We start from the raw sequence: 24139 nt of genomic DNA, 5'->3' as shown, positions 1-24139 counted from the left end.
ATGAAGTGCCAAGTCTGTGGACAGTCAGAGGCATCGGTGCATTTTAAGGAGATAAAAAACGACAAGGTGACAGAATTGCACCTCTGTCGGAACTGCGCCCAGGAGAAGGGATTCCACTCGGTCATGCAGAGTGACAAGATCTCTCTCGCCTCTCAATTTCAATGGATGGCGGAGAATCTTTCGCCTGTTGCCGAGGATGGGCCCGGCGCCGTTATTTGTCCCGGTTGTGGTCTGCGCTACAGCCACTTCGCTCGAACGGGCCGGCTGGGTTGTGCCGAGTGCTACCGGGCGTTCCAGGTCCAGCTCCAGCCCATCCTGAGACGGGTTCATGGGGCGACGCGGCATGCCGGTAAGGCCCCGGGTCTGGAGGGGGAGAGACTCGAGCGACGCCGACAACTTCAAGAGATGCATGATGCTATGGAGATGGCCATCCAGAAGGAAGACTTTGAGGAGGCGGCCAGACTTCGGGACCGGATTCGGGACTTGGAAAGTGAACTGAAGACGGCTGCGGAGGGAGGAAACGGGTCATGAGTTTCGGTGTGAGCGATTTGCTGGAGCGATCTGCCTCTTGGACCAATGCCCAAGGCCCCATGTCGGATCGTATCCTCTCTTCCCGCATCCGGCTGGCGCGCAATATCAAAGGGATCCGGTTTATCACGCAGGCGGGTGAGGATGAGCTTCGAACGGTCCTCAGCCGTCTCCGGATGGCCCTGGAGGGGATCCCTGAGTTGGAGGGAGGGTATCTCGCCCTCATGGAGGATTTGAGCCTGATGGAACGGCAATTCCTCTTTGAGAGGCATCTCGTCAGTCACGATATGACGGTGGGCGCTCCGCAACAGGCTGTTTTTTTGGAGCCGGAAGAAGTCTTCGGCATCATGGTCAATGAAGAGGATCATCTCAGGCTTCAGACGCTTGCCTCCGGATTCCAGTTGCAGGAGTCTTTCGAGAAGCTCAATCAGCTCGATGACCATCTCGCCGAGCGGCTGGAATACGCCTTTAATTCGGAACTCGGCTATCAGACATCATGTCCCACGAATGTGGGAACGGGATTGAGGGCATCGGTGTTAATCCATTTACCGAGCCTGGTACTGACAAAAAAGATTAGAAAGGTCCTTGCCGGGGTTCATCAGGTCGGTCTATCGGTCCGCGGATTTTGGGGTGAAGGCTCCGATGTTGTCGGAAATTTCTTCCAAATTTCGAACCAGGTGACCTTGGGCGAGCGGGAAGCGCAAACCCTCAGAAACCTTGATCGGGTGATCCGCCAGGTCCTGGAATATGAAGAGAAGGCCAGGGATGTCCTGATTCGCGAAGCGCGAATGGAAGTCGAGGATAAGATCGGACGCGCTCACGGCACCCTCTGTCACGCCCGTGTTCTCACATCCCAGGAGATGATCGGTCTGCTATCAGCTGTTCGCTTCGGCGTAACACTTGAAATGGCGGACATGCCCGGTTTACAGGGTCTCAACGAACTTCTCATCCTCGGCCAACCGGCGCATATACAGCTCCGAATCGGCCGGGAGATGAGCTCCATCGAAAGGAATCGCTTCCGTGCTGATCTTGTGCGGGAGAGAATGAAGGAAGCCATGAGGGAGATGGCCGGCCCCGGAGGACGGAGTCGGGCTCCCGACAAGGGGGAAGAGTTGTGATGCATGACAAATTCACCGAACGCGTTCGCAAAGTCATCTATCTCGCCAGGGAGGAGGCCAGCCGGCTTCAGCACGATGCCATCGGCACGGAGCATCTTCTTCTCGGTCTCCTGCGGGAGGGGGAAGGGATCGCGGCCACCGTCCTGAAGAATACCGGAAACGACCTCGATGCGATCCGTCATGCCGTTGAAAATCTGGTGGCCCACACCGGCGGTACGCTGACGATCGGCGAGATCCCTTTTACCTCAAATGCTAAAAGGGTCTTGGAACTTGCCGTCGATGAGGCGCGCCAGATGGGGCACAATTATGTCGGCACCGAGCATCTTTTACTGGGTTTGATCCGCGAGGGCGAAGGGGTTGCCGCCAAGGTGCTGGCGGAGATGAAAGTCGACCGTAAAAAAGTCCGGGAAGAGACCAATAAATTACTCGGCGGACACCCGCAGCAAGGAGCCCCTTCGGAGGGGGAGGATAAATCGGAGACCCCGAGCCTGAATCAATTCGGCCGTGATCTTACGATGCTGGCCCGGGAGGGGAAACTGGATCCGATTTTCGGCCGCGAAGAAGAGATACAGCGGGTTATACAAATTCTCTGCCGGCGAAAGAAAAATAACCCGGTGCTGATCGGAGAACCGGGCGTCGGAAAAACGGCGATCGTCGAGGGACTCGCCCAACAGATTACCGAGGGCAAGGTTCCCGAACTCCTGCGAAGCCGGCGGTTGATTACGCTTGACCTCGCGTCGGTCGTAGCGGGAACGAAGTATAGAGGGCAGTTCGAAGAGCGGCTCAAGACGATTATGAATGAGATCAATGAATCCCAGGACACGATTATCTTCATTGACGAGCTTCATACTATCGTCGGCGCCGGGGGCGCCGAAGGGGCGATAGATGCCTCAAATATGTTAAAGCCCGCTCTCGCCAGAGGTGAATTGCAGTGTATCGGCGCCACGACGCTGGATGAATTCCGAAAGCATATCGAGAAGGATGGAGCCCTGGAGAGGCGTTTTCAACCGATCATTGTTGAACCACCGACCGCGGCCGAGACGATCAAGATTCTCAGGGGTTTGGGGGACAAGTATGAGGCGCATCACCGTGTTAAGTATACCGATGACGCCCTTGTCGCCGCGGTGAGACTTTCTGAGAGGTTTATCTCCGATCGAAACCTGCCCGATAAGGCCATAGATGTGATCGATGAAGCGGGAAGCCGCGCGCGGTTGTCGAGTACGACCTATCCTACGGAGCTACAGGGTCTCGAGCATGAAATCGAGGAGATGTCGAGCGAGAAAGAAGCGGCCATCCGGGCACAGGAATTCGAGAAGGCGGCCGGTCTCCGCGATCGTGAAAAAGAAATGCGCCGTGAGTATGAACAGATGAAGCGGGAGTGGAGCGAATCAAAGAGCATTAAGCGCACCGAAGTCAGCGAAGATGATATCGCGAATATCATCTCGATGATGACCAAGATCCCGGTTCAGAAACTTGAGGAGAGGGAGTCCGAGAAGCTTCTTCGGATGGAAGAGGAATTGACCCGCTGGATTGTCGGTCAAAAAGAGGCCGTCCGGGCGATCAGCCGGGCGATCCGGCGGAATCGCGCGGGGCTGCGGGATCCGTCACGTCCGATCGGGACATTCGTCTTCCTAGGACCGACAGGTGTCGGGAAGACGGAGTTGGCCCGTGTGATCGCGCGTTTCCTCTTTAACGATCCTGATGCGCTGATCAGGATCGATATGAGTGAGTATATGGAGAAGTTCAGTGTAAGCCGTCTTGTCGGCGCTCCTCCCGGCTATGTCGGGTATGAAGAAGGGGGGCAGCTCACAGAGAAGGTTCGCCGCCGGCCCTATTCCGTGGTACTGCTGGACGAAATCGAGAAGGCGCACCCTGATGTCTTTAACATTCTGCTGCAGGTATTGGAAGACGGGATACTTACGGATAGTCTCAAACGAAAGGTCAGCTTCAAAAACACCGTACTCATCATGACATCCAACATCGGCGCCCGGTTGATCCGGGGTCAGGGTCGGATGGGATTCCTTCAGGAAGATTCGGAAGTTACCTATGAGTCGATGAAGAACACGGTGATGGATGAGGTGCGAAAGGTCTTTAATCCGGAATTTCTCAACCGAATCGATGAAATCCTGGTCTTCCGTTCGTTGGAGCGTGAGCATCTGGAAGAGATCGTGAAAATCCTTATCAGTGAGGTCAATAACCGCCTCGGGGACCGGAAGATGAAGATTTCCCTGACCGCCGGTGCGATCAATCTACTGCTCGAGCGCGGATTCGAACCGAGTCTCGGGGCGAGGCCGCTGCGCAGGGCTATCCAGCGGGAGATTGAGGATCCGCTCTCAGAGATGGTTCTAAAGGGGAAATTCGGTCACGGAACGGAAATCCGTATTTTAAAACGCGGTGGGGAACTGATCTTTGAAGAAAAGAATTCGAAAGATGAGGAAACAGATCAACCAGTTGAGGTCCCGGAAACGGAAGGATCCTAATCTTGAGCCCATCCCGGCCGCAATGAAGGTCCGAGCGAACTATCGGCGCGTAATCCCCTTCATGCTTCCCGCAATGCTGTTGCTTCTGGCGGGGGGGATGCCCCCCGTAGGAGCCGATGAGCCTGCCGCGGCGGCTGAAACGATCGTCGCGATGAATTTCATGGGGCTTGCTTCCGTTGACTCCTCGGATGTTCTTCTGCGTCTGAAATTGAAAGAGGGGGAGATTCTCGACAAGGACAAAATGTCGGAATCGGTGCGGGCTCTTTACGGCATGCGGGTCTTCTCAAAAATCGATGTCCAAACCGAACCGGTGCCGCCTGACGGCGTTCGCATCACCTGGATATTCGAAGAGCGGCCCCGGGTCCTCTCCGTTGGATTTCAAGGATACGATCATCTGGGTGAGGCCGATCTCAAAGAAAAGATCACACTGCGTAAAGGAAGACTTCTCGATAAAAAGACACTTGAACAGGACAGAAAAACGCTTGAAGAGGAATACCGGAACGAAGGATTTCCCCAGGCGAAGGTAGAGGTCGAAACGCAATTGAGCGATGATGGTGTGGCCGTTACCTATAAGATTGATGAAGGGAAACGCTCCAAAATCAGAAAAATTACCTTCAAGGGTAATGTAGAAATGTCGGATGATGAGCTGCGCGGCAAGCTGAAACTCAAGAAGAAGGCCCTCTTCCGGAGGGGCCGCTATAGTAGTGAGAAGCTTGAGGAAGATAAAGAACGGATTGTCGAGTTTTATAAAAATGAGGGTTTTAAAGACGCCCGCATCCTTGGAGCCACAACAACCTATTCGAAGAACGGTGAAGACCTGGCGATAGAATTCGAGGTTGAGGAAGGCCCCCTTTATGTTTTTGGCGACGCTGTTTGGGAAGGCTCCACTGTCTTTGACAAAGATTTTTTAAACATCATTGCCCAGATACGCAGAGGAGACACCTTCAGCCAGGAAAAGCTGGAAAATGCGGTCGGACAGGGGTACTCGGTTTATACAGAGAAAGGATATCTCGTCGGTCTCTATATTGATCCCGAACTCTCGACCCACGCTGACACGGTTGATGTTACTTTCAGGGTTAAAGAAGGCGAGCCCAGCAATGTCTATGAGGTATCCATCCTTGGGAATGTCCGGACTCGGGAGTACGTGATCCGGCGCGAATTGAGCATTGCTCCCGGCGATCTCCTGCGCCGTTCCGTATTGCTGCGTAGCCAGCGCGATGTCATGGCTTTGGGTTTCTTTGAAGATATCCAAATCGACTACGGCCCGTCGGGAATCGGCAGCGATATCAGTGTTTCGTTCAAGGTTAAGGAGCGGAGCACCGGTACGGCTTCCGCGGGGGCCGGCTACAGCAGCGATACGGGACTGACCGGTTTCGTCGACCTGGGGCATAATAACCTTTTCGGGCGGGGACAATCCGTCCAAATTCACCTGGAGCGGGGAGGGAAGAGGCGGAACTACAACTTCTCTTTCACCGAACCTTGGCTCTACGGCCGTCCAACCACCCTTGGACTCCAGGTTTTTAATACACAGCGTACTCTCGATCTCTATACTGAAGAGCGGAAGGGCGGCAATGTACGGATTGGGCGTCCCTGGTTTTACAAATGGCCCGATTATACCCGCGTCTATCTCGGTTACACATTAGAAGATCTGAAATTTTCGGATATGGAGGATTTGGACGATAGCAGCCGTAAGTACCTGACCTCGGGTGCGGGGACATCCTCCCAGATATCTCTGACTTTTGTCCGCAGCAGCACCGACAACCCCTTCTACCCGACATTGGGATCGGTTGCCCGGTGGAGCACGGAAATCGCCGGGGGGCCTTTGAGTGGTGACCTGAACTATGTCAAATCGACCTGGGACTTGAAGCAGTATTTCGTTCCCTTTTGGAAGCCAACCGTGATGCTCCGGTACAAACTGGGCCATCTCGCAGGGTTTACAACCGATGAGCATATACCTGGAAATGAGACGTTCAGGCTTGGCGGGACCACATTTGAGCATCTCCGGGGATATGATGATTTTTACGTCGTACCCGAAGAGAACGTCTACTACACATCCAGCGGTAATGAGATACGTTTTCCCGGCGGGAAATTCATGTTCACCTTTACCGCAGAATACCAATTCCCCATTGTCTCTCCCTTGCACGGGCTCCTCTTTTTCGATGCGGGAAATACTTGGAACACCGTGGAGGACTTCAATCTATCTCATTTAAAGAAGAGCCTTGGACTGGGGATGAGGCTGGAAATCCCAATGCTGGGACAGGTTGGTCTCGATTATGCCTATAATATCGAGAAGGGGAGATTCCGAACCCATCTGATTCTGGGCCCGTCTTTTTAGACCCATCCATACCTTTTCCAGGGGAAAGTCCTGGAAAACCTGGTTGGATAGCTCTAATATCCTCAACGATCCGCGATATTTCTGGGAGGCAGAGTATGAAAAGACCACAAAGACCCATGGGGAGATTCTTACCCACCAGCAGCGTTCTTCTCGTGCTTCTCATCCTGTTGATCCCGGCGCAGGGCTGGGGGCAGGATGTCCGTATAGCTGTCATCGATTCGGAAGTGATCCTGCAAAAATTCACGGGGGTGCAGGAAGCCGAGAGAATCTTTAAACAAGATGTTGATGAATGGAACCGGGATGCTGAATCCCGCAAAAAAGAGGTCGAAGATCTCAGCCGGGAGCTTGAAGCTCAAAGCCTCATGCTCTCCGAGGAGAAGCGACGGGAGAAGGAGCGGGATTACCAGCGCAAACTCAATGAATATGAGACTTATGTTCAGAGTATCTTCGGACCCGACGGATTGGTGGCCAAACGAAATGAGGAGTTGCTCAAACCCATCATCAACAAGATTCAGACCCTATTGGAAACAATGGCTCATGAGGATGGATACGATCTCATACTGGACAAGGCCGACAATAATGTGCTGTATGCCGATCCCTCGTACGACATAACCAACGACGTCCTAGTGCGTCTTGAGGATCTTGAAAACGAAGGCGGAAAATAAAAACGCAGGCGCCGGCGGGAAGAGGAAGAAAACCTATTCCTTGGGCGAATTGGCCCGGCTTCTGTCGGGATCGTTGAGCGGGGATCCCGATATACCGATCAACGGTATCAACGGTATCCGCGAGGCGGTGTCCGGTGAAATAACATTTCTCTCGAATCCGCGGTATACCAGATACCTGAAAACAACCGGAGCTTCCGCCGTCATCCTTGGTAACAATGAAATAGAAGCGCCAATTCCCCTCATAAAATGCGCCGATCCCTATGGCGCATTTTTAATGATCCTCGGAATATTTTCAAATCCATTTCCGCCGCCGGCGCCGGGAGTCCATGCGACAGCCGTCATCGGATCGAATGTGCAATTGAGTGAGGGCGCTAGTATCGGACCGAATGTCGTCATTGAAGACGATGTTGTTATCGGCGCACGGACAACGATCCGGGCCGGTGTCTTTATCGGCCGCAATTCGATCCTCGGCGCGGATGGCCTGATTTATCCGCGGGTTGTCATTAATGAAGATTCCCGGCTTGGTGATCGGGTCATTATTCATAGCGGCGCTGTGATCGGGGCCGATGGATTCGGCTACCTGCCGGGTGAAAATGGATTTAAAAAAATCCCACAGTTGGGCCGGGTGGTTCTTGAGGATGATGTTGAGGTGGGAGCAAATTCAACTATCGACCGGGCAACGGTGGGGGAGACGCGTATCGGCCGGGGGACGCGAATCGACAATCTTGTCCAGGTGGCCCACAACGTTATCATCGGCGAAAACTCCATTCTTTGCGCCCAGGTCGGCATATCCGGCTCAACGGAGATCGGGCGAAATGTGACCCTCGCCGGACAGGCTGGCATCGTCGGCCACATCCAAATCGGGGATGGAGTAAAAGTGGGCGCCCAGGGAGGTGTTACCAAGACGATACCGGAGGGGCAGGAGGTTTCCGGATACCCTGCGATGCAGCACTCACTCGCCAAGAGAATCTATGCCTCTATGAGGCATTTGCCAGAGGCCCTTCAACAACTTCGTAGACTCTCGGAACGCGTGAATCGTTTGGAAAGGAAGTTGAAGGAATGAACGTGGATCGACAGAAGACTCTGGAGCGGGAATCGCAATTCCAGGGACGGGGATTGCACACAGGGGAAGATATCACGGCGCGGTTCCTTCCCGCTCCCCCCGATACCGGTGTGGTCTTCATTCGAACCGACCTGCCGGGCCAGCCCCATGTTAAAGTGTGTCCTCAGAACGCCCTTCCGCATCACCGGGAGATGCGCCAGACGGTCCTTGCCGCCAAAGGGGTTGAAATCCATACCGTTGAACATTTGCTTGCTTCGATAACGGGTCTGGATATCGATAATCTCTACGTCGAGTTGAATGGATCCGAAGTTCCGGAGCCTGAAGACGGCAGCGCTCTTGGATTGGTCAAGTCCTTGCGAGCCGGGGGTATCGTTGAACAGGATTCTCCCCGCCGCTACGTCGAGATACATCAGACAACAACAGTAGAAGATGGAGCTGTCTCGCTTGTGGGGTTGCCCTATGATGGGCTGAGACTTAGTTATACTTTGCAGTACGAAAATCCCACCATCGGCACGCAACACATGACAATGGAGATTACCCCCGAGGTTTACGAACATGAGATCGCCCCGGCCCGTACCTTCGCCCTTTTTGAGGAAGTCGAGAAACTGCGGAGTTTGGGATTGATAAAGGGCGGAACACTTCGTAACGCTGTTGTTGTGAAGGGCGATGAGATTCTTTCAGAGGAGCCTCTTCGGTTTTCGAATGAGTTTGTCCGGCACAAGATGCTGGATCTCCTCGGTGACCTGTTTTTGCTGGGACGGCCCCTGAAGGGCCACATCATTGCGGTTCGAAGCGGTCATGCAACCAATATGAAGCTCGCCAGGAAGATCTGGGAGTCCTTTGAAGGTCCGGCGTTTTATGACGGGCTCAGGAAAAAGACCCATTTTGATATTGCTGCGGTGACGCGGATTATGCCTCATCGCTATCCTTTCCTTCTCGTCGACCGGATCCTCTATCTTGAGGAACGCGAAAGAGTTATCGGATTAAAAAACGTCACCATCAACGAGCCGTTTTTTCAGGGGCACTTCACCGGGCATCCCGTGATGCCGGCTGTTCTGATCATTGAAGCGATGGCCCAGGTTGGCGGTGTCCTATTACTTCACACAGTTGATGATCCTGATGGCAAGTTGGTTTACTTTATGGGAATTGACAATGCGAAGTTTCGCCGCCCGGTGCAACCCGGAGACCAGTTGATATTTGATCTTCGTATGGTGCGCTTGAAGAGCCGGATTTGTAAGATGACGGGAAGATGTCTTGTGGATGGTCAGCTCGTGGCGGAAGCCGATCTCTTGTCATCAATTGTCGATCGGTAGGGTAGGGGGTTAGTGGATGGGAGTTGTCATTGACCTGGCGGCCCAGGTTTCTGTAAAGGCCGAGCTCGGTGAGAATGTGCGGATAGGCCCCAATTGTTATGTCGGCCCGCATGTTGTTCTCGGGGACGGCTGCTGGTTGCAATCGATGGTTCGTATCGACGGCTGGACAACGGTCGGCAAAGACTGCCGGTTTTTTCACGGCGCCGTCGTGGGTAGCGAACCGCAGGATCTGAAGTTCAAGGGCGGACCGACACGGCTCCGGGTTGGGAATAGTTGCGTGTTTCGGGAGTATTGTACAATCAATCGGGCGACCTTTGAAGGAGAAGAGACTGCATTGGGTGATCGCAACCTCATTATGGCCTATGCGCACATCGCGCATAACTGCCAAGTTCACAGTGATGTCATCCTCGGTAATTCCGTTAATCTGGCAGGACACGTCACCGTGGAAGATTTTGCGATTATCAGCGGGGTGACACCGGTTCATCAATTCACCCGGATCGGACAGCATTGTATCATTGGGGGAGGGTCCCGCGTTCCCAAGGATGTGGCGCCATTTGTTAAAGCCGCCGGGAATCCGTTGAGAAATTATGGATTGAACTCGGTCGGCCTTCAGAGGCGCGGATTCTCTCCGGAAGTTCAGGCGGCCTTAAAGAAAGTCTACCGCATCTTTTTCCGGTCGGGACTAAGGGTGGAGGAAGCCCTGAAACGTATCCGGACCGAGCTTCCGAACTTCCCCGAAGCCGAAGCGTTTTGCCATTTCGCGGAAACCTCCAAGAGGGGCATCACCCGCTGATCCAACCGTCCTCCGAATGCCTTTCCGTAGGAGGTGGCATGGCTCCAAATGATAAAATCCCGGTCGCCGTCATAGGAGCGGGGCACCTTGGGACTTTTCATGCCCGTATCTATAGAGACCTGCCCACGGTTGATCTCGTGGGCGTGGTCGATATCGAACCGGAGAAGGCCGAGAGATTGGCCAGGGAAACCGGCTGCGAACCCTTTACACATTGCCATGACATTCTTGACAGGGTCTCGGCGGTAACGGTAGCGACACCCACGACGTCGCATCATCAGGTCGCCCTGCAATGCTTGGAGGCTGGGTGTCACGTCCTGGTGGAGAAGCCCATCGCCTCAACAGCGGACGAGGCGGAGGCGATGATTCAGAAGGCCCTCGATGCGGATCGAATCCTCGCTGTCGGGCATACAGAGAGGTTCAATCCTGCCTTTCGGCAGGCTGAAGGATTGATTCCCGCGCCGCGGTTTATCGAGGCTCATCGTCTGGCCTCTTTTGTTCCAAGAAGCCTCGATATCGATGTTGTGCTTGATCTGATGATTCATGATCTCGACCTCGTCTGGTCGCTGATCCGGCAGCCGGTGGAGCAGGTTGACGCCAGCGGCGTCGGCGTTTTAACCCCTTGCGAAGATATCGCTAATGCGCGGATCCGTTTTCGCGGGGGAGCGGTCGCCAACTTGACGGCGAGCCGGATTTCGAGAGACAAAATGAGGAAGATCCGTATCTTCGGCAGTGGGCAATATATTTCAGTGGATCTGCTTGAGAGGAGATTTCAAAGGGCTTGGTTGGATGAAACCGCCGAGAATCCGCTCGAAAGGATCCGTTGGGAATCCCAGAGCTCGGAGGGCGACAATCCCCTACGGGATGAAATTGAAAATTTCCTAAGCGCCGTCGTCACGGGGAACCCACCCGCCATCCCCGGGGAAGTTGGTCTTGAGATTCTCCGTCTTGCTCTGCAAATCCGTCAGAATGTACGGGAAAGCCTTGATAGCAGTCTGACAAATCGGCTGGGATCGTGATCAGTGGCGGTACGGGTATGCTCGGTCCGCACCAGACAATTTTTCTGGCCGCCGGTGAACGAAGCGGTGATCTCCACGGCGCCGGGCTGGCAGCCGCCCTTCGGCGGCAAAATCCCGCGTTGAAAATCTGCGGGATCGGCGGTCCGGAGATGGCCGCGGCTGGTGTCGAACTCTGGGCCGACTACGGCCCGCTGGCGGTTGTCGGTTTTACTGAGGTTCTTCCCCGGATACCCCGGATCCTCTCGCTTATTAACCAGCTCGGGCGGCGTCTTGAACAGGAGAAGCCGGATCTCTATGTCGCCATTGATGCGCCTGATTTCAATTTTCGTCTGATGAAAAGGGCCCGTTCCGCAAAAATCCCCATTGTCTATTATATTGTGCCGCAATTTTGGGCCTGGCGGCGGGGACGTTTAAAAACCCTGGCGCGATCGGTCCGGTCAGCCTTGGTTCTCTTCCCTTTCGAAAAGCCGCTGCTTGAGGAGGCCGGTGTGCCGGCTCATTTCGTCGGGCATCCGGGAGTTGAGACGCTGCTTCCCGCTCAAGATAAAAAATCGCAGAAAGTGAAACTGGGTTTTGAGGGGGACAAACCCCTTATCGCTCTTCTACCCGGAAGCCGGATAAGTGAGTGGAGGCGTCACGCCAAACCTCTCATAGATGCGATGCGATGGACGGGCTCAATAAAACCTGATTTTCAATGGGGACTTAGTATAGCGCCGGGTTTGTCGCCGCCCCTATCCGAACTGGGGATATCGGCGGATCTTGATACCTGTAACAAGGGAAAACTCATGATATTTCGCGGCTCGGTGGTTTCGCTCCTTCAGGCCGCTGATGCGACCCTTGTCGCTTCGGGGACCGCCTCACTGGAAGCGGCGTTCCTGGAAACGCCGATGATTGTATTTTATAGGGTGTCTTCTTTAACGTATCTCATTGCTCGGTGGTTTATTCGGATAAAGCATTTTGCCATGGTCAATGTCTTGGCCGGAGAATCTCTGGTCCCCGAGCTTGCACAGAGCAAGGTCGCCGGCGCCTCTATAGGACGGGCGTTATTGGATCTGCTTGACAACCCCGAATCCCTTGATCGGCAGCTCCGCGGTTTTCGAAGGATCCGTGAACAGCTCGCCCGCCCGGTTTCCTATGATAGAACCGCCGATTATATAAACCGAATATTGGAAGGTCAGGTGGATGACAGCCCACCGCAATAACAGCGTCCCGGTCTCCGGCAGGGCTGTTTGGGCCGGCCGTCTGGGCAGCCTATTGCTTAAGAGTCTCGGAGCGACATGGCGGATCCGAATCCTTGGTTCCGAAAGGGAAGAAGAGCTTATACAATCAGGGACTCCGGTGATCTACGCCTTCTGGCACGGCAAACTGATGACCCTCGCCTATACGCATCGTAACCGTGGCGCTACTGTCCTTATCAGTCAGAGCCGCGACGGGGAGATCATCACACAGATCATTGAACGAATGGGTTATGGAACGGTCCGGGGATCCTCCTCAAGAGGCGGATTGAAGGCCATTCTTGACATGGTGAACCTCTCTCGATCCGGCCGCATTTTGGGTGTGACCCCCGATGGTCCCCAGGGTCCCTTTGAAAAGGTTCAGCCCGGCCTCCTGATGACGGCTCAGCGAAGCGGCGCCGCCATTCTGGCAATCGGGGTCGCCGCTCATCCGAGCACCCGGCTCGGTTCCTGGGATGCTTTTCTTGTTCCGCATCCCGGAGCGCGATGCCTGCTTTCCATTGCCGAACCCTTTACCATCCCCGATACGCTTCCGCCGGCGGCGTCGATCGAAAAATGGACCGGACGTGTCGGATCATTCCTCAAGGCCAACGACGATCATGCGCATCGCCAGATCCTTCGGTGGATAACGGGGGATGAAGCGCTGGATCCCTTTTTGGAAAGATTCGGTCATGCCCTTGATCTATGACATTGCGGCGACAGGTGCTGTTCTTCTGGGATCACCCTATCTTTTCTGGAGGTCTATGCGATATCCCGAGGAGATGAGGGAGAGATTCGCCGGGTGTTCAAAGGAAGGTCTCGACCCGCCGGTTTGGTGGCACGCCTCTTCGGTCGGCGAACTGGAGGCCCTGAGACCGATTCTTCGCGAAACGTGGAACAAGGCGCAGGGTGGGAAGCGACCCCTTCTGACACTGCTGACACCGACGGGGCGGGCGCGGGCTCTTCAACTCTGGGGGGATCGTATTGATATAAGGATGGTCCCCCTCGATTGGTTCCCTGTCGTGAGGCGTCACTTTAATCAAGTACGGCCGAAATCTCTCATTCTGATCGAAACCGAGATTTGGCCCGCGATGATTTCAGCCGCTCATAAGCGGGAGATTCCGGTCGCCGTGGTTAACGGACGGCTCTCCCGACGGAATATCGATAAGTACCGTTCCATGGGCTGGTTCTTCAGCCCTCTGTTCAAGAGATTGCGATGTGTCGCGGCCCGATCACCTGAGGATGCGGAATTGTTCCGCCTGATGGGTGTCTCTGCGGAGAGGATCTGTGTTGCCGGAAACACCAAGTATGAAATGCCCGAACGTCCCCCATCAGATCCCTCGTGGTTGGAGGTGAGGGATTGGAATGCCATTCTGGTCCTGGGATCTCTTCGCTCAGAAGAAAAGGAAACGATTAAGGAATTGCTCATCCATCTCAAAAAGAAGCTGCCGGAATCCCAGCGGGTCCTCGTTATACTTGCGCCGCGTCATCCGGAACGCGCTCCGCTCTTCGCGAATCTTGCCGGGGACGCCGGCTGGATCGTTGAGAGACGAAGCGAGGTTAAACAAAAGGTCCGGCCCGCGGAGAATGGAGCAAAAATACTTCTACTCGATACGATCGGTGAACTGAGCGATTTGTGGTGGATCGCTGCAGCCGGTCTGGTCGGAGGCACTTTCGCGCCGCTGGGCGGGCATAATCTTTTTGAGCCGGCGTCCAGGGGGTGTCCGACCTTCTTCGGCCCATCGACCGATACCGTCGCCGATGTCGCCGCCGTTTTAGGAGAGACGGGCGGCGGCCGGTCGGTCTCCAGCGGAACCGCATTGGGCGAAGAATTCCTTGAATTGTTAAAGAAGGATGATCTTCGCCGGGAAACGGCCCAACGCGCCGGCCTCGCCGCGCAAAAGCTCGCCGGAGGGGTTTTAAAGACTTTGGATTGGCTCGACCGGTGGGGTGTCATGACCTCATGAGACGCCGGATTCACAATTATTTTATCCGCCGCCTTCGAGAAGGGGTTGGCAAGGGGGGCGCCCTTGAGGAATCCGCCCTGGGCCTTCTCTCCAGCCTCTATGGCCTGGCGGTCCGATGCCGCAATCAAGGTTATGACAGGGAATGGTTCCGCATCCGCTGGATCCCACGCCCGACCCTGAGTGTCGGCGGTCTCATCGCCGGTGGCGTCGGCAAAACACCGGCCGTGATGCTGATTGCAGAGACCCTGCTTCAGATGGGGCGCTCCCCGTTGATCCTGCTGCGGGGCTATGGCGCCCCGCAGGCGCCCGGTGCGCCGGTTCCCGTCGATCCGTTCCTTCCCGGAATATGGAAAACGGCGGGGGATGAAGCCTCTCTCCTGGCGCGCCGCTGTCCACAGGCGGTTGTGATAGCCCATTCCGACCGATACCGCTCCGCCGCTTGGGCTGTTGAACATCTCTCATTTGATACCGTCCTTCTGGATGACGGATTCCAGCATCGCCGGCTGGGCCGGGATCTCGATTTGGTATGCCTTGACGCCGCGCGTCCACTGGGGGCGGGTTGCCTTCTTCCCCAAGGGGATCTGCGGGAACCACCGCAAGGGCTTCGGCGGGCGGGAGGTTTCCTTCTCTCGCGCTCTTCGGAAGAGAGGACATCCTTCCAGAAGGATCTTTTGCCGGAGGCACCGGTGATGAGAATGGTTTGGCGCCTGGCGGATGAGCTGACGCCCCTCGCAGGGGGGCCGGTGGTGAGTCCCGCGGATCTGCGGGGGAAACGGACCGGTGTTGTCGCCGGCATCGGGAGGCCGCACCGGTTTCAGCGGGATATCGAATCCCTTGGGTTTAACATTGTCTGGAGTTGGTCCCTTCCCGACCACGAACCTCTGTCGGGACGGGATGTCGAGACAATAAAGGCGGCGCGAAAGAAGAATGACGTGGATTTGATTCTGATCACCGAGAAAGATGCCGTCCGGTGGGAGGAACCTCTTAATGAGATCCCCGGGGTCTATTGGGTGCGGGGCTCGGCCGGATGGGCCGGAGATGAGGATCGGCGGAAATTCTTGGAGCTTTTCGAGGGCGCCCTGGTGTCGTTCGAAGGCAGAAAAAAGCAGGGACGGCCGCGTTAACGGCCGCCCCGAAAAGAGGACCTTCCACAACAGGTGTTTTTAGCTGTCGCTCCAGTTGGCGAAATGAACGGTCAGATGCGCCGTGACGGAGACTTCAGCATGTGAAGTTTTCTCCACACCATAGAGGGTGATTTCAGCTGAGGTCATCAGATCGCTACCCGCAATGAGATAGCTGACGAGAGGCTCCCGGGTTTTCATACCAGCGGGTACCAGGATGATGGTCCCCTCCGCACGATCGCCGGTGGAGACATCCAAATAAATCTGCCCTTCGAATGGAGGAAGTTGCTCTTCAGAGTCAAATGAAATTGTATAATGTGTCAGAGTCACCTTCCCGAAGGCGCCGCCCGGCTTCAGACTTAGGTTGCTGTCCACCGGATCATTGCGAACAACAAAAGCGATGGCGTCTTCGACAACATAGTCATCGCTTGAAGGGACCTTGTCGGCGCCAAAATGAATCAGATCGCTATAGACGGGCTGAAACGCCATGCTCCCCGAACCGTTCAAGGACTCGAAGCTCAGTTCCGAGCGGGGAGAGTCGGACGAATCGCTGCACCCAAGACAAACGAGACAACTCATGGCAAGAATGGCCGTAATATACCAGCGATGACGCATAACAACCTCCCAAGATGGACTGGACCAATCAGGGCGGAACCGGGATGGACCCGAGCTTCTGCTTTCTTGAAGTTATCGGCATCCACTAGACTCAACTGAAGATCTGGAGATCCGAAAGGGAGGCTGAAAAGGGGGAATCATGGCATCGCAGGAATGCGACATCCTCGTCATAGGAAGCGGTTTATCGGGGCTCTATTTTGCTTTGGAGATGGCTGGATCGGTCCGGGTGACAATCCTCACGAAAAAAACCGAGGATGAAGCGAATACCTGGCGGGCGCAGGGAGGGATTGCCGCCGCTATCGGCCCCGATGATTGCCCGGGCAACCACCTTGAGGACACGCTGAATGCTGGTGCGGGGCTGTCCCGCGTGCCGGTGGCCCGTAAGATCACCGAGGCGGCGCCCAGACTCATTAACCGCTTGGAGGCGTTGGGGATCCGCTTTGCTCATTCCAATGAGGGACCCTACGACCTGGGGAAGGAGGGAGCGCATACCCATCGAAGAATTCTGCACTCTCAGGATGCCACCGGGAGCGCCCTCATGAAGGTCCTTCTCCAGCGGGTTCGAGAACACCCCAATATCCGCTTTCTGGAGGGGCATATGGCGGTCGATCTCATTCTGGAATCAAGGGTCGAGGGGACCCCCTCCTCTCCTTCACTCTCATCCTTGAGCCCCCCCCATGGTGAGGATCTCCATATCCCGCCTGAGCCACAATGGCTCCCGGGTCCCGACCTGGCGCCCACCATCGACGCGCCAAGAGACCGTGTCCTGGGGGCCTATGTCCTCAATGAGGAAACGGGGCAGATCCACCCCTTTACGGCGAAGATCACCCTGCTGGCCACGGGGGGGTGCGGTAAGGTCTATTGCTATACGTCAAATTCGGATATCGCCACAGGCGATGGAATCGCCATGGCTTATCGCGCGGGGGCCCGCATCACCGACCTCGAGTTTGTCCAGTTTCATCCTACCTGTCTCTATCATCCTGTTGCCCGGACTTTTCTGATATCCGAGGCGGTTCGAGGAGAGGGTGGGTATCTAACCTCCCTTAGCGGCGACCGCTTCATGGAGAAGTATGATGATCGGGGCGACCTCGCCAGCCGCGACATTGTGGCGCGGGCGATCGATTTGGAGATGAAGAAGCGCGGCGATGACCATGTCCTCCTGCATATGGAGCATTTGGGGCTGAAAAGGATCCAGGAACGATTCCCCAACATCTTCCAAACCTGCATGGAGTATGGGATTCATGCCAACCGGGAACCGATCCCCGTTGTTCCGGCGGCGCATTACATGTGCGGTGGTATTTTGACCGATGAACAGGGGAGAACCGATCTTGCAGGGCTCCTCGCGGCTGGAGAGGTCTGCTTTACCGGGTTGCATGGAGCCAACCGCTTGACCAGCAATTCTCTTCTGGAAGCCGTTTTCACGGCCGAGAGGGCGGCCGAGACCTCCCGGAACCTCATCGACAGATGGGCGATGCCCGGTCCCGTGCCGGAGTGGGATCCTGGGGAGGCGATCCAGCCCAAGGAAACGGTCCTTATCGCGGCCCACTGGGATATGATGCGAGCCGTCATGTGGAACTTTGTGGGTATCATGCGGCGTGATCACCGCCTCGACTTGGCGGCCCGCTATGTGCAAAACTTCCGTCAGAGTATTGAGGGTTACTTCAGGGATTTTATTCTGGACCGGGATATGGTGGAGTTGCGGAACCTGGCCCTGGTAGCTCATATGATTGTCGCGTGCGCCCGGGGCCGTCATGAATCCCGCGGGCTTCACGCTAATCTGGATCACCCGGATCGCGATGATCTCAATTATCTCGCCGACACGGTGCTGGATCCACGCAACGGCAGCATGAAGAAAACCTAAGAATTCCGTGGGTAGGGGAGATCGATCGTGGACGCGACGATTGAAGATCGGATTTTCGAGGCGGCTGAAGCATCGGGCCGGTTTCACTCCGATGCCTTCTATCTCATCCTAAGAGCCCTTGAGGTGGCCCAGCAGCATAGAGGTCAACCGGGGCATATTTCGGGCCGCACCCTTTTGGAGCAAATCAAGGAAATGGTCCGGCGGGAATATGGTCCCATGGCCCTTACCGTTCTTCATCATATGGGGCTCTACCGAACAGAGGATGTGGGTGATTTGGTTTTTCTCATGGTCGAGAAGGGTTTGCTTCGGAAGAGAGATGAAGACTGTTTGGATGATTTTAAAGATGTTTTCGATTTTGAGGAGATTTTCGAATACAAATGGTAAAGACCCCGATAGGGCAACCGGAATGGATGTGGCGGGCGGAGTCGTGGAATGGACCGATCTTGGTTGTCCGGGGGAGCTCTCTTGGGGATATCTTGATGGCGCTCGGAGCGGTCCACCTCCTCAAAAATCAGCGCCCAGATCTCGAGATTGATTTTTTGACCCGGCCCGAATATGCGGAACTGATTTCACTTTGCTCTTCTGTACGCCATCTTCGCTTGCCTCTTTCCAAGGCGGATCCCTCTCCTGAAGGGTATCAGATTCTTTGGGATCTTCAGGGGGGGCTCAAGGGCCGGCGGTTGGCCTACGGCTACTCCTGGAAGAAGAGAATTGGAATCCGATCCTACGCCCTTCATCGCCGGGGATTGGTGGTGGCCGGCCGCCGATACAAGGGACCCCCGCACTTGCTCCAGCGATTTCTCAAGCCGGTCGCCGATTGGGTTCCAGCTGATGGAGAGCCGCCGATGATAGCGGGGGCGATCCTGGACCGTCTCGGCCCAGAAGTATCGGCACTCTCCAAAAAGCGGATTGGCCTGGTGCCGCATGCAAGGTATCCCCTTAAGGAGTGTCCATTAAAGACCTATATTGATTTTTCTAAGAGATTGCTTCAAGAAGGATACGAACCGGTTTGGTTCTGGGACCCGGAGCGGCCGCTGGAGATGGGAAGGGATGAGATGGAAGGGCACCGGGTGATCCAGGCGCCCTTGAAAGAGGTTGCACTGGAAATGTCCGGGTGCCGGGTCATCGTGGCTGGGGACACAGGGTTGGCGCATCTTGCGGCGGCAGTCGGAAGGCCGGTTATCTCGATATTCGGATCGACGGTTCCCGAATTCGGTTATACGCCGATCGGGCGGCATTCAATCGTCGAGGTGGACCTGCCCTGCCGTCCGTGTCATGTTCATGGGGCGAAGTGGTGCTGGATGGGACACCGGCTGTGTCTTGAGGAGATTGATCCGGATGTCCTCATCCAACATGTGAGACTATTAGCCTAACCCTTTGAAATATAAGAAAAAGGCCGGAAAATAGGATAAAGAGTTGGACACCTTTAATGATATTTCAATTATAGCCCTCCGATTGGTGGGGGCTGCCCTTTTGGCGGGCATTATCGGCTTCGAGCGGGAAAAAGAACGAAAGCCTGCGGGACTCAGAACCCATATGCTTGTCTCCCTCGGGTGTTGTCTTTTTATGCTGATCTCCGCCTATTCACCGATTCTGCTGAACTCGAAGTTGACCGATCCTTCCCGTATCGCGGCCCAGATCGTCACCGGTGTCGGATTTCTCGGCGCCGGATCAATCCTTCAGGCCCGCGGGGCGATCTATGGTCTCACGACCGCTGCCTCAATCTGGGCGGTCGCCGCCATCGGCATGGCGATCGGCGCCGGATTCTATTCGGGAGCCGTCGGTGGGACGGCCCTTGCCTGGGCAATTCTGACCATCCTGGATCGGTGGGAGAAGATCATCCAGCACCGTGGACGGGTTTTGACCCTAAGACTCAAAATTTGTGACGAACGGCTGGTTCAGGTTGTACAAAGCCTGCTTGAAGAGCTCGAGGTCAAAATTATTGAAAGCCACGTGCATCAAGCATCCGCTAGCTGGCAGGTGACCTATCGCGGTGTCTTCACTTCCAACACGATTCATGAAATTTTCCAAGCCTTCTCGGGGGACCCATCCGTGGAGGATATCGGGTTCGGGAATTAAAAAATGAAAGATCCACAAATATTGCGTCTCGCCATGGTCGGGCTTCGTCCTGAAGCCCTCGACCTTCTTCCCAAGATGCTGGCGGAACCTGGTTTTCATGTTGTTCGGGTTCTCTCACCTGATCCGGAGGATCTCTCGCTCCGGCTTTCGCGGTTATTCGGTCTGGAAATCGGCACGGAGGTTGGATCACTCACTGGTGATCTGCCGGAGGTCGTTGTCGTGGGGCCAAAGGTGCCCGAGGCCTGGAAGAGTTTTCTTGATCGGGGCGCATGGCGGCTGATGCCCGAGAAGGAGATTCTGGAGGCGGGAGGATGGGACGAGCTGAGTCTCATGCAGGAAGGAATCCCCGCCTTGGGCACTGAGATCACCCAATCGATTTTGGAGACCTCAACACCGGCGGCCAATCCACCTTTGGTCTCGAAGATGGCTCCGGAAGCGATCCCGACGCGGGAAGGATTGGAACCGGCTCTCAAAACCGAACACGGGATCGAGTGCGATACGGGGATCCCGCGGCCCCTTCCCGACTGGCTTCACAAGGTCATGGACCCGGAGCTGCTGGCTGGGGAGATCGCACGCGATCTTGCCTCACGTTCCCGTGTTTCGGCGCTGGCCCTTCGATGGCGTCTCGGTCCCGATACGATTCTCGAAGCTTCCTGGATGCCCCATGGATGGGATGACGACCAAGGACATCTTTGGAAGACGGAAGCGTGCGCCGGGTCGGGCCGCCTTCGTCAGAAGGCCGACGGTCTCATTATTGAAGTGAGTTGGATCGGGGACGGGGTCGAGAAGGCGTGGAACGAAATTTACCCCCTCCTCAAGAATGTCGGCACTATCGCTTCCTGGAAATATTTTTGGGACCGCGCCCGTCTTCTTGTACAATCAGCTGAACCTTATCATCCGGATGAGAGACCGGATGAATTACCAGCGAGTTGATCGTGAGCCTCCGCATTCATAGATTGCCCGAAAGTGTCATCTCACGAATCGCCGCCGGGGAGATGATCGCCCGCCCCAGCTCGGTTATTAAAGAGCTGGTGGAAAACAGCGTTGATGCGCAGTCGAGTGAGATCCGCATCCGCATCCGCGGACGGCTTGACCAATCAATGGAGGTCGCCGATAACGGACAGGGGATCGCCCCGGAGGATCTCGTTGTCGCCATGGAGCGTCACGCAACAAGTAAACTGTCGATGGAAGCCGATCTGGACCGGATCACGACACTGGGATTTCGCGGAGAGGCTCTGCCCTCGATTGCCCGGGTCAGCCGTTTGACCCTCACGACCCGGTGGGAATCAGCCGATACAGCCTGGCGGATTATAACAGAGGGGGGGAAAGTGAACCGGCCGGAGCCCGCGGCCCGTTCCCAAGGCACTACAGTTCTGGTTGAGGATCTCTTTTACAATACACCGGCCCGCAAGAAGAGCCTCGGCTCACCCTCATCGGAGATCCGGCAGGCGCGGCGCTATGTTGAACAATACTCAATGCTGAGTCTCCCCGTTCATTGGGTTTACTCCGTGGATGAGCGCACGATCTTGGATCTCGTTCCCACACAGAGCTTAGAAGAGCGGCTCGCGGCCCTGGCGGGGCCCGACATATTGAAAGATATTGTTCCGGTCAACTATTCCGCCGAATTGGAGGGTGTTCTCGGGAACCGGAATAAAAATGCACAAATTCATATTGAGGGATTTATCGGCTCTCCCGAACGAGCCAGGCCTTCACCCGCGCATCAGATGCACTTTGCCAACGGGCGGGCTATTGTTTCGAGCCTGATCATTCAGGCTCTCAGACAGGGTTATGGTGATCTTCTGCCTCCGGGCCGGCACCCCTACGCCGTCCTCTTTTTAACAATGGATCCGGAAATGATGGATGTAAATGTTCATCCCACGAAACGCGAGGTAAAAATATATCATGACGACCGGGTTTTTCGAGAGATTCTGCGGGTTGTCGGCCAGGTAACGACGGCCTTTAAGCCGACCGTCGGTTTCTCGTCGCCGGCGGGTTATCAGCCCGTAGCATTGTCCCCGGGTATCCGGTCATCCGTGCCGGATGGGAAAGCGGTCGCGCAAAGTCTCTACGGTTTGCCGGCCCCTGAGGCCGGTGTCTGTGTGAAAGATGGGTTTGATTCCAGCGATACGGAGACGCTGATGGCTCAAAGTGCGGCTCCTTGGCAAATGGACCGGCGCTATATCGTCGTCCCCAGATCGAAAACAATTATCATCGTCGATCAGCATGCGGCTCATGAGCGGATCCTCTATGAGAAGGCTCTGGGACGCTGGGGATCGGAAGAGATGCACAGCCAGAAACTTCTTTTTCCCCAGGTGCTGGAAGTGGGGGAAGAGCGGGTGGAGGCGTACGAAAAGGTTGCTGGGGAATTGAAGCGGATCGGTTTTGAAGCGGAACTCTTCGGAAAGACGAGCCTCATTGTCCAGGGTGTGCCGCAGTTGACGCATAAGCCGGTCGCACCAAACCTTCTTGCTGAAATCCTCGATGAGATGATCACACCGGAGTCCCGCAAGGGTGAGGCGCTTGAGGCGCTGGCGAAGGCTTTTGCTTGCCGATGCGCTGTAAAATCAGGCACCGAATTGCATCCGGAAGAGATGCGGCGACTTCTTGAAGACCTCTTCGCCGCTGAAGTTCCGCACGGCGATCCCCACGGCCGTCCTACCTATGTCGAACTCCGGGTTGAAGACCTTGACCGGCGCTTCCATCGTTCCTGACCGATCTGCGGTTCCTTCCGTGCGCCGCATTCCCTTCATTGTGGGGCCTACCGGTGTCGGTAAAACCGATGTTGCTCTGACCATCGCCCGCAGTGGAGAGGCCCTAATCCTCTCGATTGACGCCCGGCAGGCCTACCGCCGTCTCGATAGAGCGACTGGGAAGCCGGCTGAAATTTCGGAGCGCGAAATCCATCGCTTATTGGATATCTGGAATCCCGATACTCCATCATCGGCGGCGCGTTTCTCCAAGGCCTTCCACGATGAGCTTCGGAAGGCACGAAATCAAAGGCGCCGCTTTCTCGCCGCCGGTGGCTCGGGGCTGTACATTGATGCCATCCTGGGACGCATCGATCCAATGCCGGAGATTGATCCATCCCTTCGGGAAGCACTCCGCCGGGAATGGGATAAGAGTGGCGGTGAGGCGCTGCATCAGCGGCTGAGGGAAGTTGACCCGGAGACGGCGGGCAGGATCGCGCCGCGGGATGCCCAGCGGATTCTTCGGGCTCTCGAGGTCTGGCATCAAACCGGGATACCCCTTAGCGGATGGCATCGTTCGGGACATGGTTCATATGACCTCCGTCAGGGGCCCTTGATCTTTTTTTTGGCACGAGATCCGAATGATCTCCGGGAGAGGATCACTGATCGCTGTCGGGCGATGGTCGAGGCCGGTCTCGTGGGTGAGATACGGGAACTTCTCGATGAGGGATTGTCCCCCAATGCCCCTGGATTCAAAACTCTGGGATACCAGGAGTGGCTGAGATATGTGCAGGGTGAGTGCGATGAAAAGTCCGCCATGGATCAGATGATTCTGAAGACCTGGCAGTACGCGCGGCGTCAGATGACTTGGTTCCGCAATCGGTATATCGGCATCAAGCGGATTGAGATTCCACCGGATGAGCCGGCCGGTGATACGGCGGCGCGGATTGTAAGACAACTTCCTGGTGAGTGGGGGACTTCGGAGAGCGAGCCCTGATCCTGAGGGTTGTGCTTCGAAGATTGCATTTGGCGTGTTTCCTGCACAGCTGGCAGGGTATGTCGAAATGTCGAACCCATTTCAAGCCGCCGCACTGTCCCAATCCGCATTGCCGGTATCACAAGAAGCCGGAGGGGTGGAGCTACAAGAAAGCGGGATTCTTTTCCCGCAAGACAAAACCTTATCGTGTGCAACGTTATAAATGTCAGCATTGTGACCGCGATTTCAGCCGGCAGACATTCCAGGCCGACTATTGGTTGAAACGGCCGGAACTCTTCCGCGCGCTC

22 protein-coding genes are annotated in these 24139 nt (G+C 55.7%); 21 read left to right on the top strand and 1 reads right to left on the bottom strand.

Annotated elements, in window-relative coordinates; genetic code table 11:
• The 13 genes from KJ970_05045 (at window position 1) to lpxK (ending at window position 15616) form a co-directional block, all read left to right on the top strand.
• On the top strand, window positions 1-531 hold the full coding sequence (locus tag KJ970_05045) for a UvrB/UvrC motif-containing protein (protein MBU2690275.1): 531 nt from the start codon (window positions 1-3) through the stop codon (window positions 529-531).
• A complete protein-coding gene (locus KJ970_05040; GenBank protein MBU2690274.1) occupies window positions 528-1646 on the top strand; it encodes a protein arginine kinase in 1119 nt (372 codons plus the stop codon). The genes KJ970_05045 and KJ970_05040 overlap by 4 nt, the downstream gene beginning before the upstream one ends.
• Window positions 1646-4126: an ATP-dependent Clp protease ATP-binding subunit gene (locus tag KJ970_05035; GenBank protein MBU2690273.1), complete on the top strand. Its 2481-nt coding sequence runs from the start codon at window positions 1646-1648 to the stop codon at window positions 4124-4126. Before KJ970_05040 ends, KJ970_05035 begins: the two co-directional genes overlap by 1 nt.
• Before the next feature lie 73 nt (window positions 4127-4199).
• Window positions 4200-6461, top strand: coding sequence for an outer membrane protein assembly factor BamA (gene bamA, locus KJ970_05030; GenBank protein ID MBU2690272.1), 2262 nt, complete (start codon window positions 4200-4202; stop codon window positions 6459-6461).
• 95 nt (window positions 6462-6556) lie between these two features.
• Complete coding sequence (locus KJ970_05025) at window positions 6557-7126, top strand: OmpH family outer membrane protein (GenBank protein ID MBU2690271.1); 570 nt, start codon at window positions 6557-6559, stop codon at window positions 7124-7126.
• Window positions 7104-8189, top strand: a complete 1086-nt coding sequence (lpxD, locus tag KJ970_05020) for a UDP-3-O-(3-hydroxymyristoyl)glucosamine N-acyltransferase (GenBank protein ID MBU2690270.1) — start codon at window positions 7104-7106, stop codon at window positions 8187-8189. The genes KJ970_05025 and lpxD overlap by 23 nt, the downstream gene beginning before the upstream one ends.
• A complete protein-coding gene (locus KJ970_05015; GenBank protein MBU2690269.1) occupies window positions 8186-9502 on the top strand; it encodes a bifunctional UDP-3-O-[3-hydroxymyristoyl] N-acetylglucosamine deacetylase/3-hydroxyacyl-ACP dehydratase in 1317 nt (438 codons plus the stop codon). The genes lpxD and KJ970_05015 overlap by 4 nt, the downstream gene beginning before the upstream one ends.
• Window positions 9503-9518: 16 nt before the next feature.
• The gene (gene lpxA / locus KJ970_05010) at window positions 9519-10295 is read left to right on the top strand and encodes an acyl-ACP--UDP-N-acetylglucosamine O-acyltransferase (protein ID MBU2690268.1); all 777 of its coding nucleotides are present in this window, start codon (window positions 9519-9521) and stop codon (window positions 10293-10295) included.
• 38 nt (window positions 10296-10333) lie between these two features.
• Window positions 10334-11311: a Gfo/Idh/MocA family oxidoreductase gene (locus tag KJ970_05005; GenBank protein MBU2690267.1), complete on the top strand. Its 978-nt coding sequence runs from the start codon at window positions 10334-10336 to the stop codon at window positions 11309-11311.
• Window positions 11312-11328: 17 nt separating this feature from the next.
• Complete coding sequence (gene lpxB, locus KJ970_05000) at window positions 11329-12513, top strand: lipid-A-disaccharide synthase (protein ID MBU2690266.1); 1185 nt, start codon at window positions 11329-11331, stop codon at window positions 12511-12513.
• Window positions 12494-13234, top strand: coding sequence for a lysophospholipid acyltransferase family protein (locus KJ970_04995; GenBank protein MBU2690265.1), 741 nt, complete (start codon window positions 12494-12496; stop codon window positions 13232-13234). Before lpxB ends, KJ970_04995 begins: the two co-directional genes overlap by 20 nt.
• Window positions 13182-14492, top strand: coding sequence for a hypothetical protein (locus KJ970_04990; GenBank protein MBU2690264.1), 1311 nt, complete (start codon window positions 13182-13184; stop codon window positions 14490-14492). The genes KJ970_04995 and KJ970_04990 overlap by 53 nt, the downstream gene beginning before the upstream one ends.
• The gene (gene lpxK / locus KJ970_04985; protein ID MBU2690263.1) at window positions 14489-15616 is read left to right on the top strand and encodes a tetraacyldisaccharide 4'-kinase; all 1128 of its coding nucleotides are present in this window, start codon (window positions 14489-14491) and stop codon (window positions 15614-15616) included. The genes KJ970_04990 and lpxK overlap by 4 nt, the downstream gene beginning before the upstream one ends.
• A gap of 39 nt (window positions 15617-15655) precedes the next feature.
• Here lpxK and KJ970_04980 read toward each other — a convergent pair whose 3' ends face one another.
• A complete protein-coding gene (locus tag KJ970_04980) occupies window positions 15656-16228 on the bottom strand; it encodes a hypothetical protein (protein MBU2690262.1) in 573 nt (190 codons plus the stop codon).
• A 139-nt stretch (window positions 16229-16367) separates the two neighbouring features.
• Here KJ970_04980 and KJ970_04975 point away from each other — a divergent pair, with 139 nt between their 5' ends.
• The 8 genes from KJ970_04975 to KJ970_04940 form a co-directional block, all read left to right on the top strand.
• Window positions 16368-18089 (top strand): FAD-dependent oxidoreductase, encoded by a 1722-nt coding sequence (locus tag KJ970_04975; protein ID MBU2690261.1) that lies wholly within the window; start codon window positions 16368-16370, stop codon window positions 18087-18089.
• A gap of 27 nt (window positions 18090-18116) precedes the next feature.
• Window positions 18117-18473: a hypothetical protein gene (locus tag KJ970_04970; protein MBU2690260.1), complete on the top strand. Its 357-nt coding sequence runs from the start codon at window positions 18117-18119 to the stop codon at window positions 18471-18473.
• Window positions 18467-19462: a glycosyltransferase family 9 protein gene (locus tag KJ970_04965; GenBank protein MBU2690259.1), complete on the top strand. Its 996-nt coding sequence runs from the start codon at window positions 18467-18469 to the stop codon at window positions 19460-19462. Before KJ970_04970 ends, KJ970_04965 begins: the two co-directional genes overlap by 7 nt.
• 43 nt (window positions 19463-19505) lie before the next feature.
• Complete coding sequence (locus tag KJ970_04960) at window positions 19506-20168, top strand: MgtC/SapB family protein (protein ID MBU2690258.1); 663 nt, start codon at window positions 19506-19508, stop codon at window positions 20166-20168.
• A 3-nt stretch (window positions 20169-20171) separates the two neighbouring features.
• On the top strand, window positions 20172-21101 hold the full coding sequence (locus KJ970_04955) for a hypothetical protein (protein ID MBU2690257.1): 930 nt from the start codon (window positions 20172-20174) through the stop codon (window positions 21099-21101).
• A 2-nt stretch (window positions 21102-21103) separates the two neighbouring features.
• Complete coding sequence (mutL, locus tag KJ970_04950; protein MBU2690256.1) at window positions 21104-22879, top strand: DNA mismatch repair endonuclease MutL; 1776 nt, start codon at window positions 21104-21106, stop codon at window positions 22877-22879.
• On the top strand, window positions 22845-23852 hold the full coding sequence (gene miaA, locus KJ970_04945) for a tRNA (adenosine(37)-N6)-dimethylallyltransferase MiaA (protein ID MBU2690255.1): 1008 nt from the start codon (window positions 22845-22847) through the stop codon (window positions 23850-23852). Before mutL ends, miaA begins: the two co-directional genes overlap by 35 nt.
• Window positions 23853-23911: 59 nt before the next feature.
• Window positions 23912-24139, top strand: a 228-nt coding sequence (locus tag KJ970_04940) for a hypothetical protein (GenBank protein ID MBU2690254.1), incomplete at its 3' end; no start/stop codon positions are given.

The organism is Candidatus Eisenbacteria bacterium (assembly GCA_018831195.1).
GTDB lineage: Bacteria > Eisenbacteria > RBG-16-71-46 > CAIMUX01 > JAHJDP01 > JAHJDP01.
This window is presented reverse-complemented; position numbering and strand designations above follow the sequence as displayed.

Bases quoted from the DNA above. Each gene is read 5' to 3' on its own strand.
- KJ970_05045 (MBU2690275.1), top strand. From the start codon at position 1: ATGAAGTGCCAAGTCTGTGGACAGTCAGAGGCATCGGTGCATTTTAAG.
- KJ970_05040 (MBU2690274.1), top strand. From the start codon at position 528: ATGAGTTTCGGTGTGAGCGATTTGCTGGAGCGATCTGCCTCTTGGACC.
- KJ970_05035 (MBU2690273.1), top strand. From the start codon at position 1,646: ATGCATGACAAATTCACCGAACGCGTTCGCAAAGTCATCTATCTCGCC.
- bamA (MBU2690272.1), top strand. From the start codon at position 4,200: ATGCTGTTGCTTCTGGCGGGGGGGATGCCCCCCGTAGGAGCCGATGAG.
- KJ970_05025 (MBU2690271.1), top strand. From the start codon at position 6,557: ATGAAAAGACCACAAAGACCCATGGGGAGATTCTTACCCACCAGCAGC.
- KJ970_05015 (MBU2690269.1), top strand. From the start codon at position 8,186: ATGAACGTGGATCGACAGAAGACTCTGGAGCGGGAATCGCAATTCCAG.
- lpxA (MBU2690268.1), top strand. From the start codon at position 9,519: ATGGGAGTTGTCATTGACCTGGCGGCCCAGGTTTCTGTAAAGGCCGAG.
- KJ970_05005 (MBU2690267.1), top strand. From the start codon at position 10,334: ATGGCTCCAAATGATAAAATCCCGGTCGCCGTCATAGGAGCGGGGCAC.
- lpxB (MBU2690266.1), top strand. From the start codon at position 11,329: ATGCTCGGTCCGCACCAGACAATTTTTCTGGCCGCCGGTGAACGAAGC.
- KJ970_04995 (MBU2690265.1), top strand. From the start codon at position 12,494: ATGACAGCCCACCGCAATAACAGCGTCCCGGTCTCCGGCAGGGCTGTT.
- KJ970_04990 (MBU2690264.1), top strand. From the start codon at position 13,182: ATGAAGCGCTGGATCCCTTTTTGGAAAGATTCGGTCATGCCCTTGATC.
- lpxK (MBU2690263.1), top strand. From the start codon at position 14,489: ATGAGACGCCGGATTCACAATTATTTTATCCGCCGCCTTCGAGAAGGG.
- KJ970_04980 (MBU2690262.1), bottom strand. From the start codon at position 16,228: ATGCGTCATCGCTGGTATATTACGGCCATTCTTGCCATGAGTTGTCTC.
- KJ970_04975 (MBU2690261.1), top strand. From the start codon at position 16,368: ATGGCATCGCAGGAATGCGACATCCTCGTCATAGGAAGCGGTTTATCG.
- KJ970_04965 (MBU2690259.1), top strand. From the start codon at position 18,467: ATGGTAAAGACCCCGATAGGGCAACCGGAATGGATGTGGCGGGCGGAG.
- KJ970_04955 (MBU2690257.1), top strand. From the start codon at position 20,172: ATGAAAGATCCACAAATATTGCGTCTCGCCATGGTCGGGCTTCGTCCT.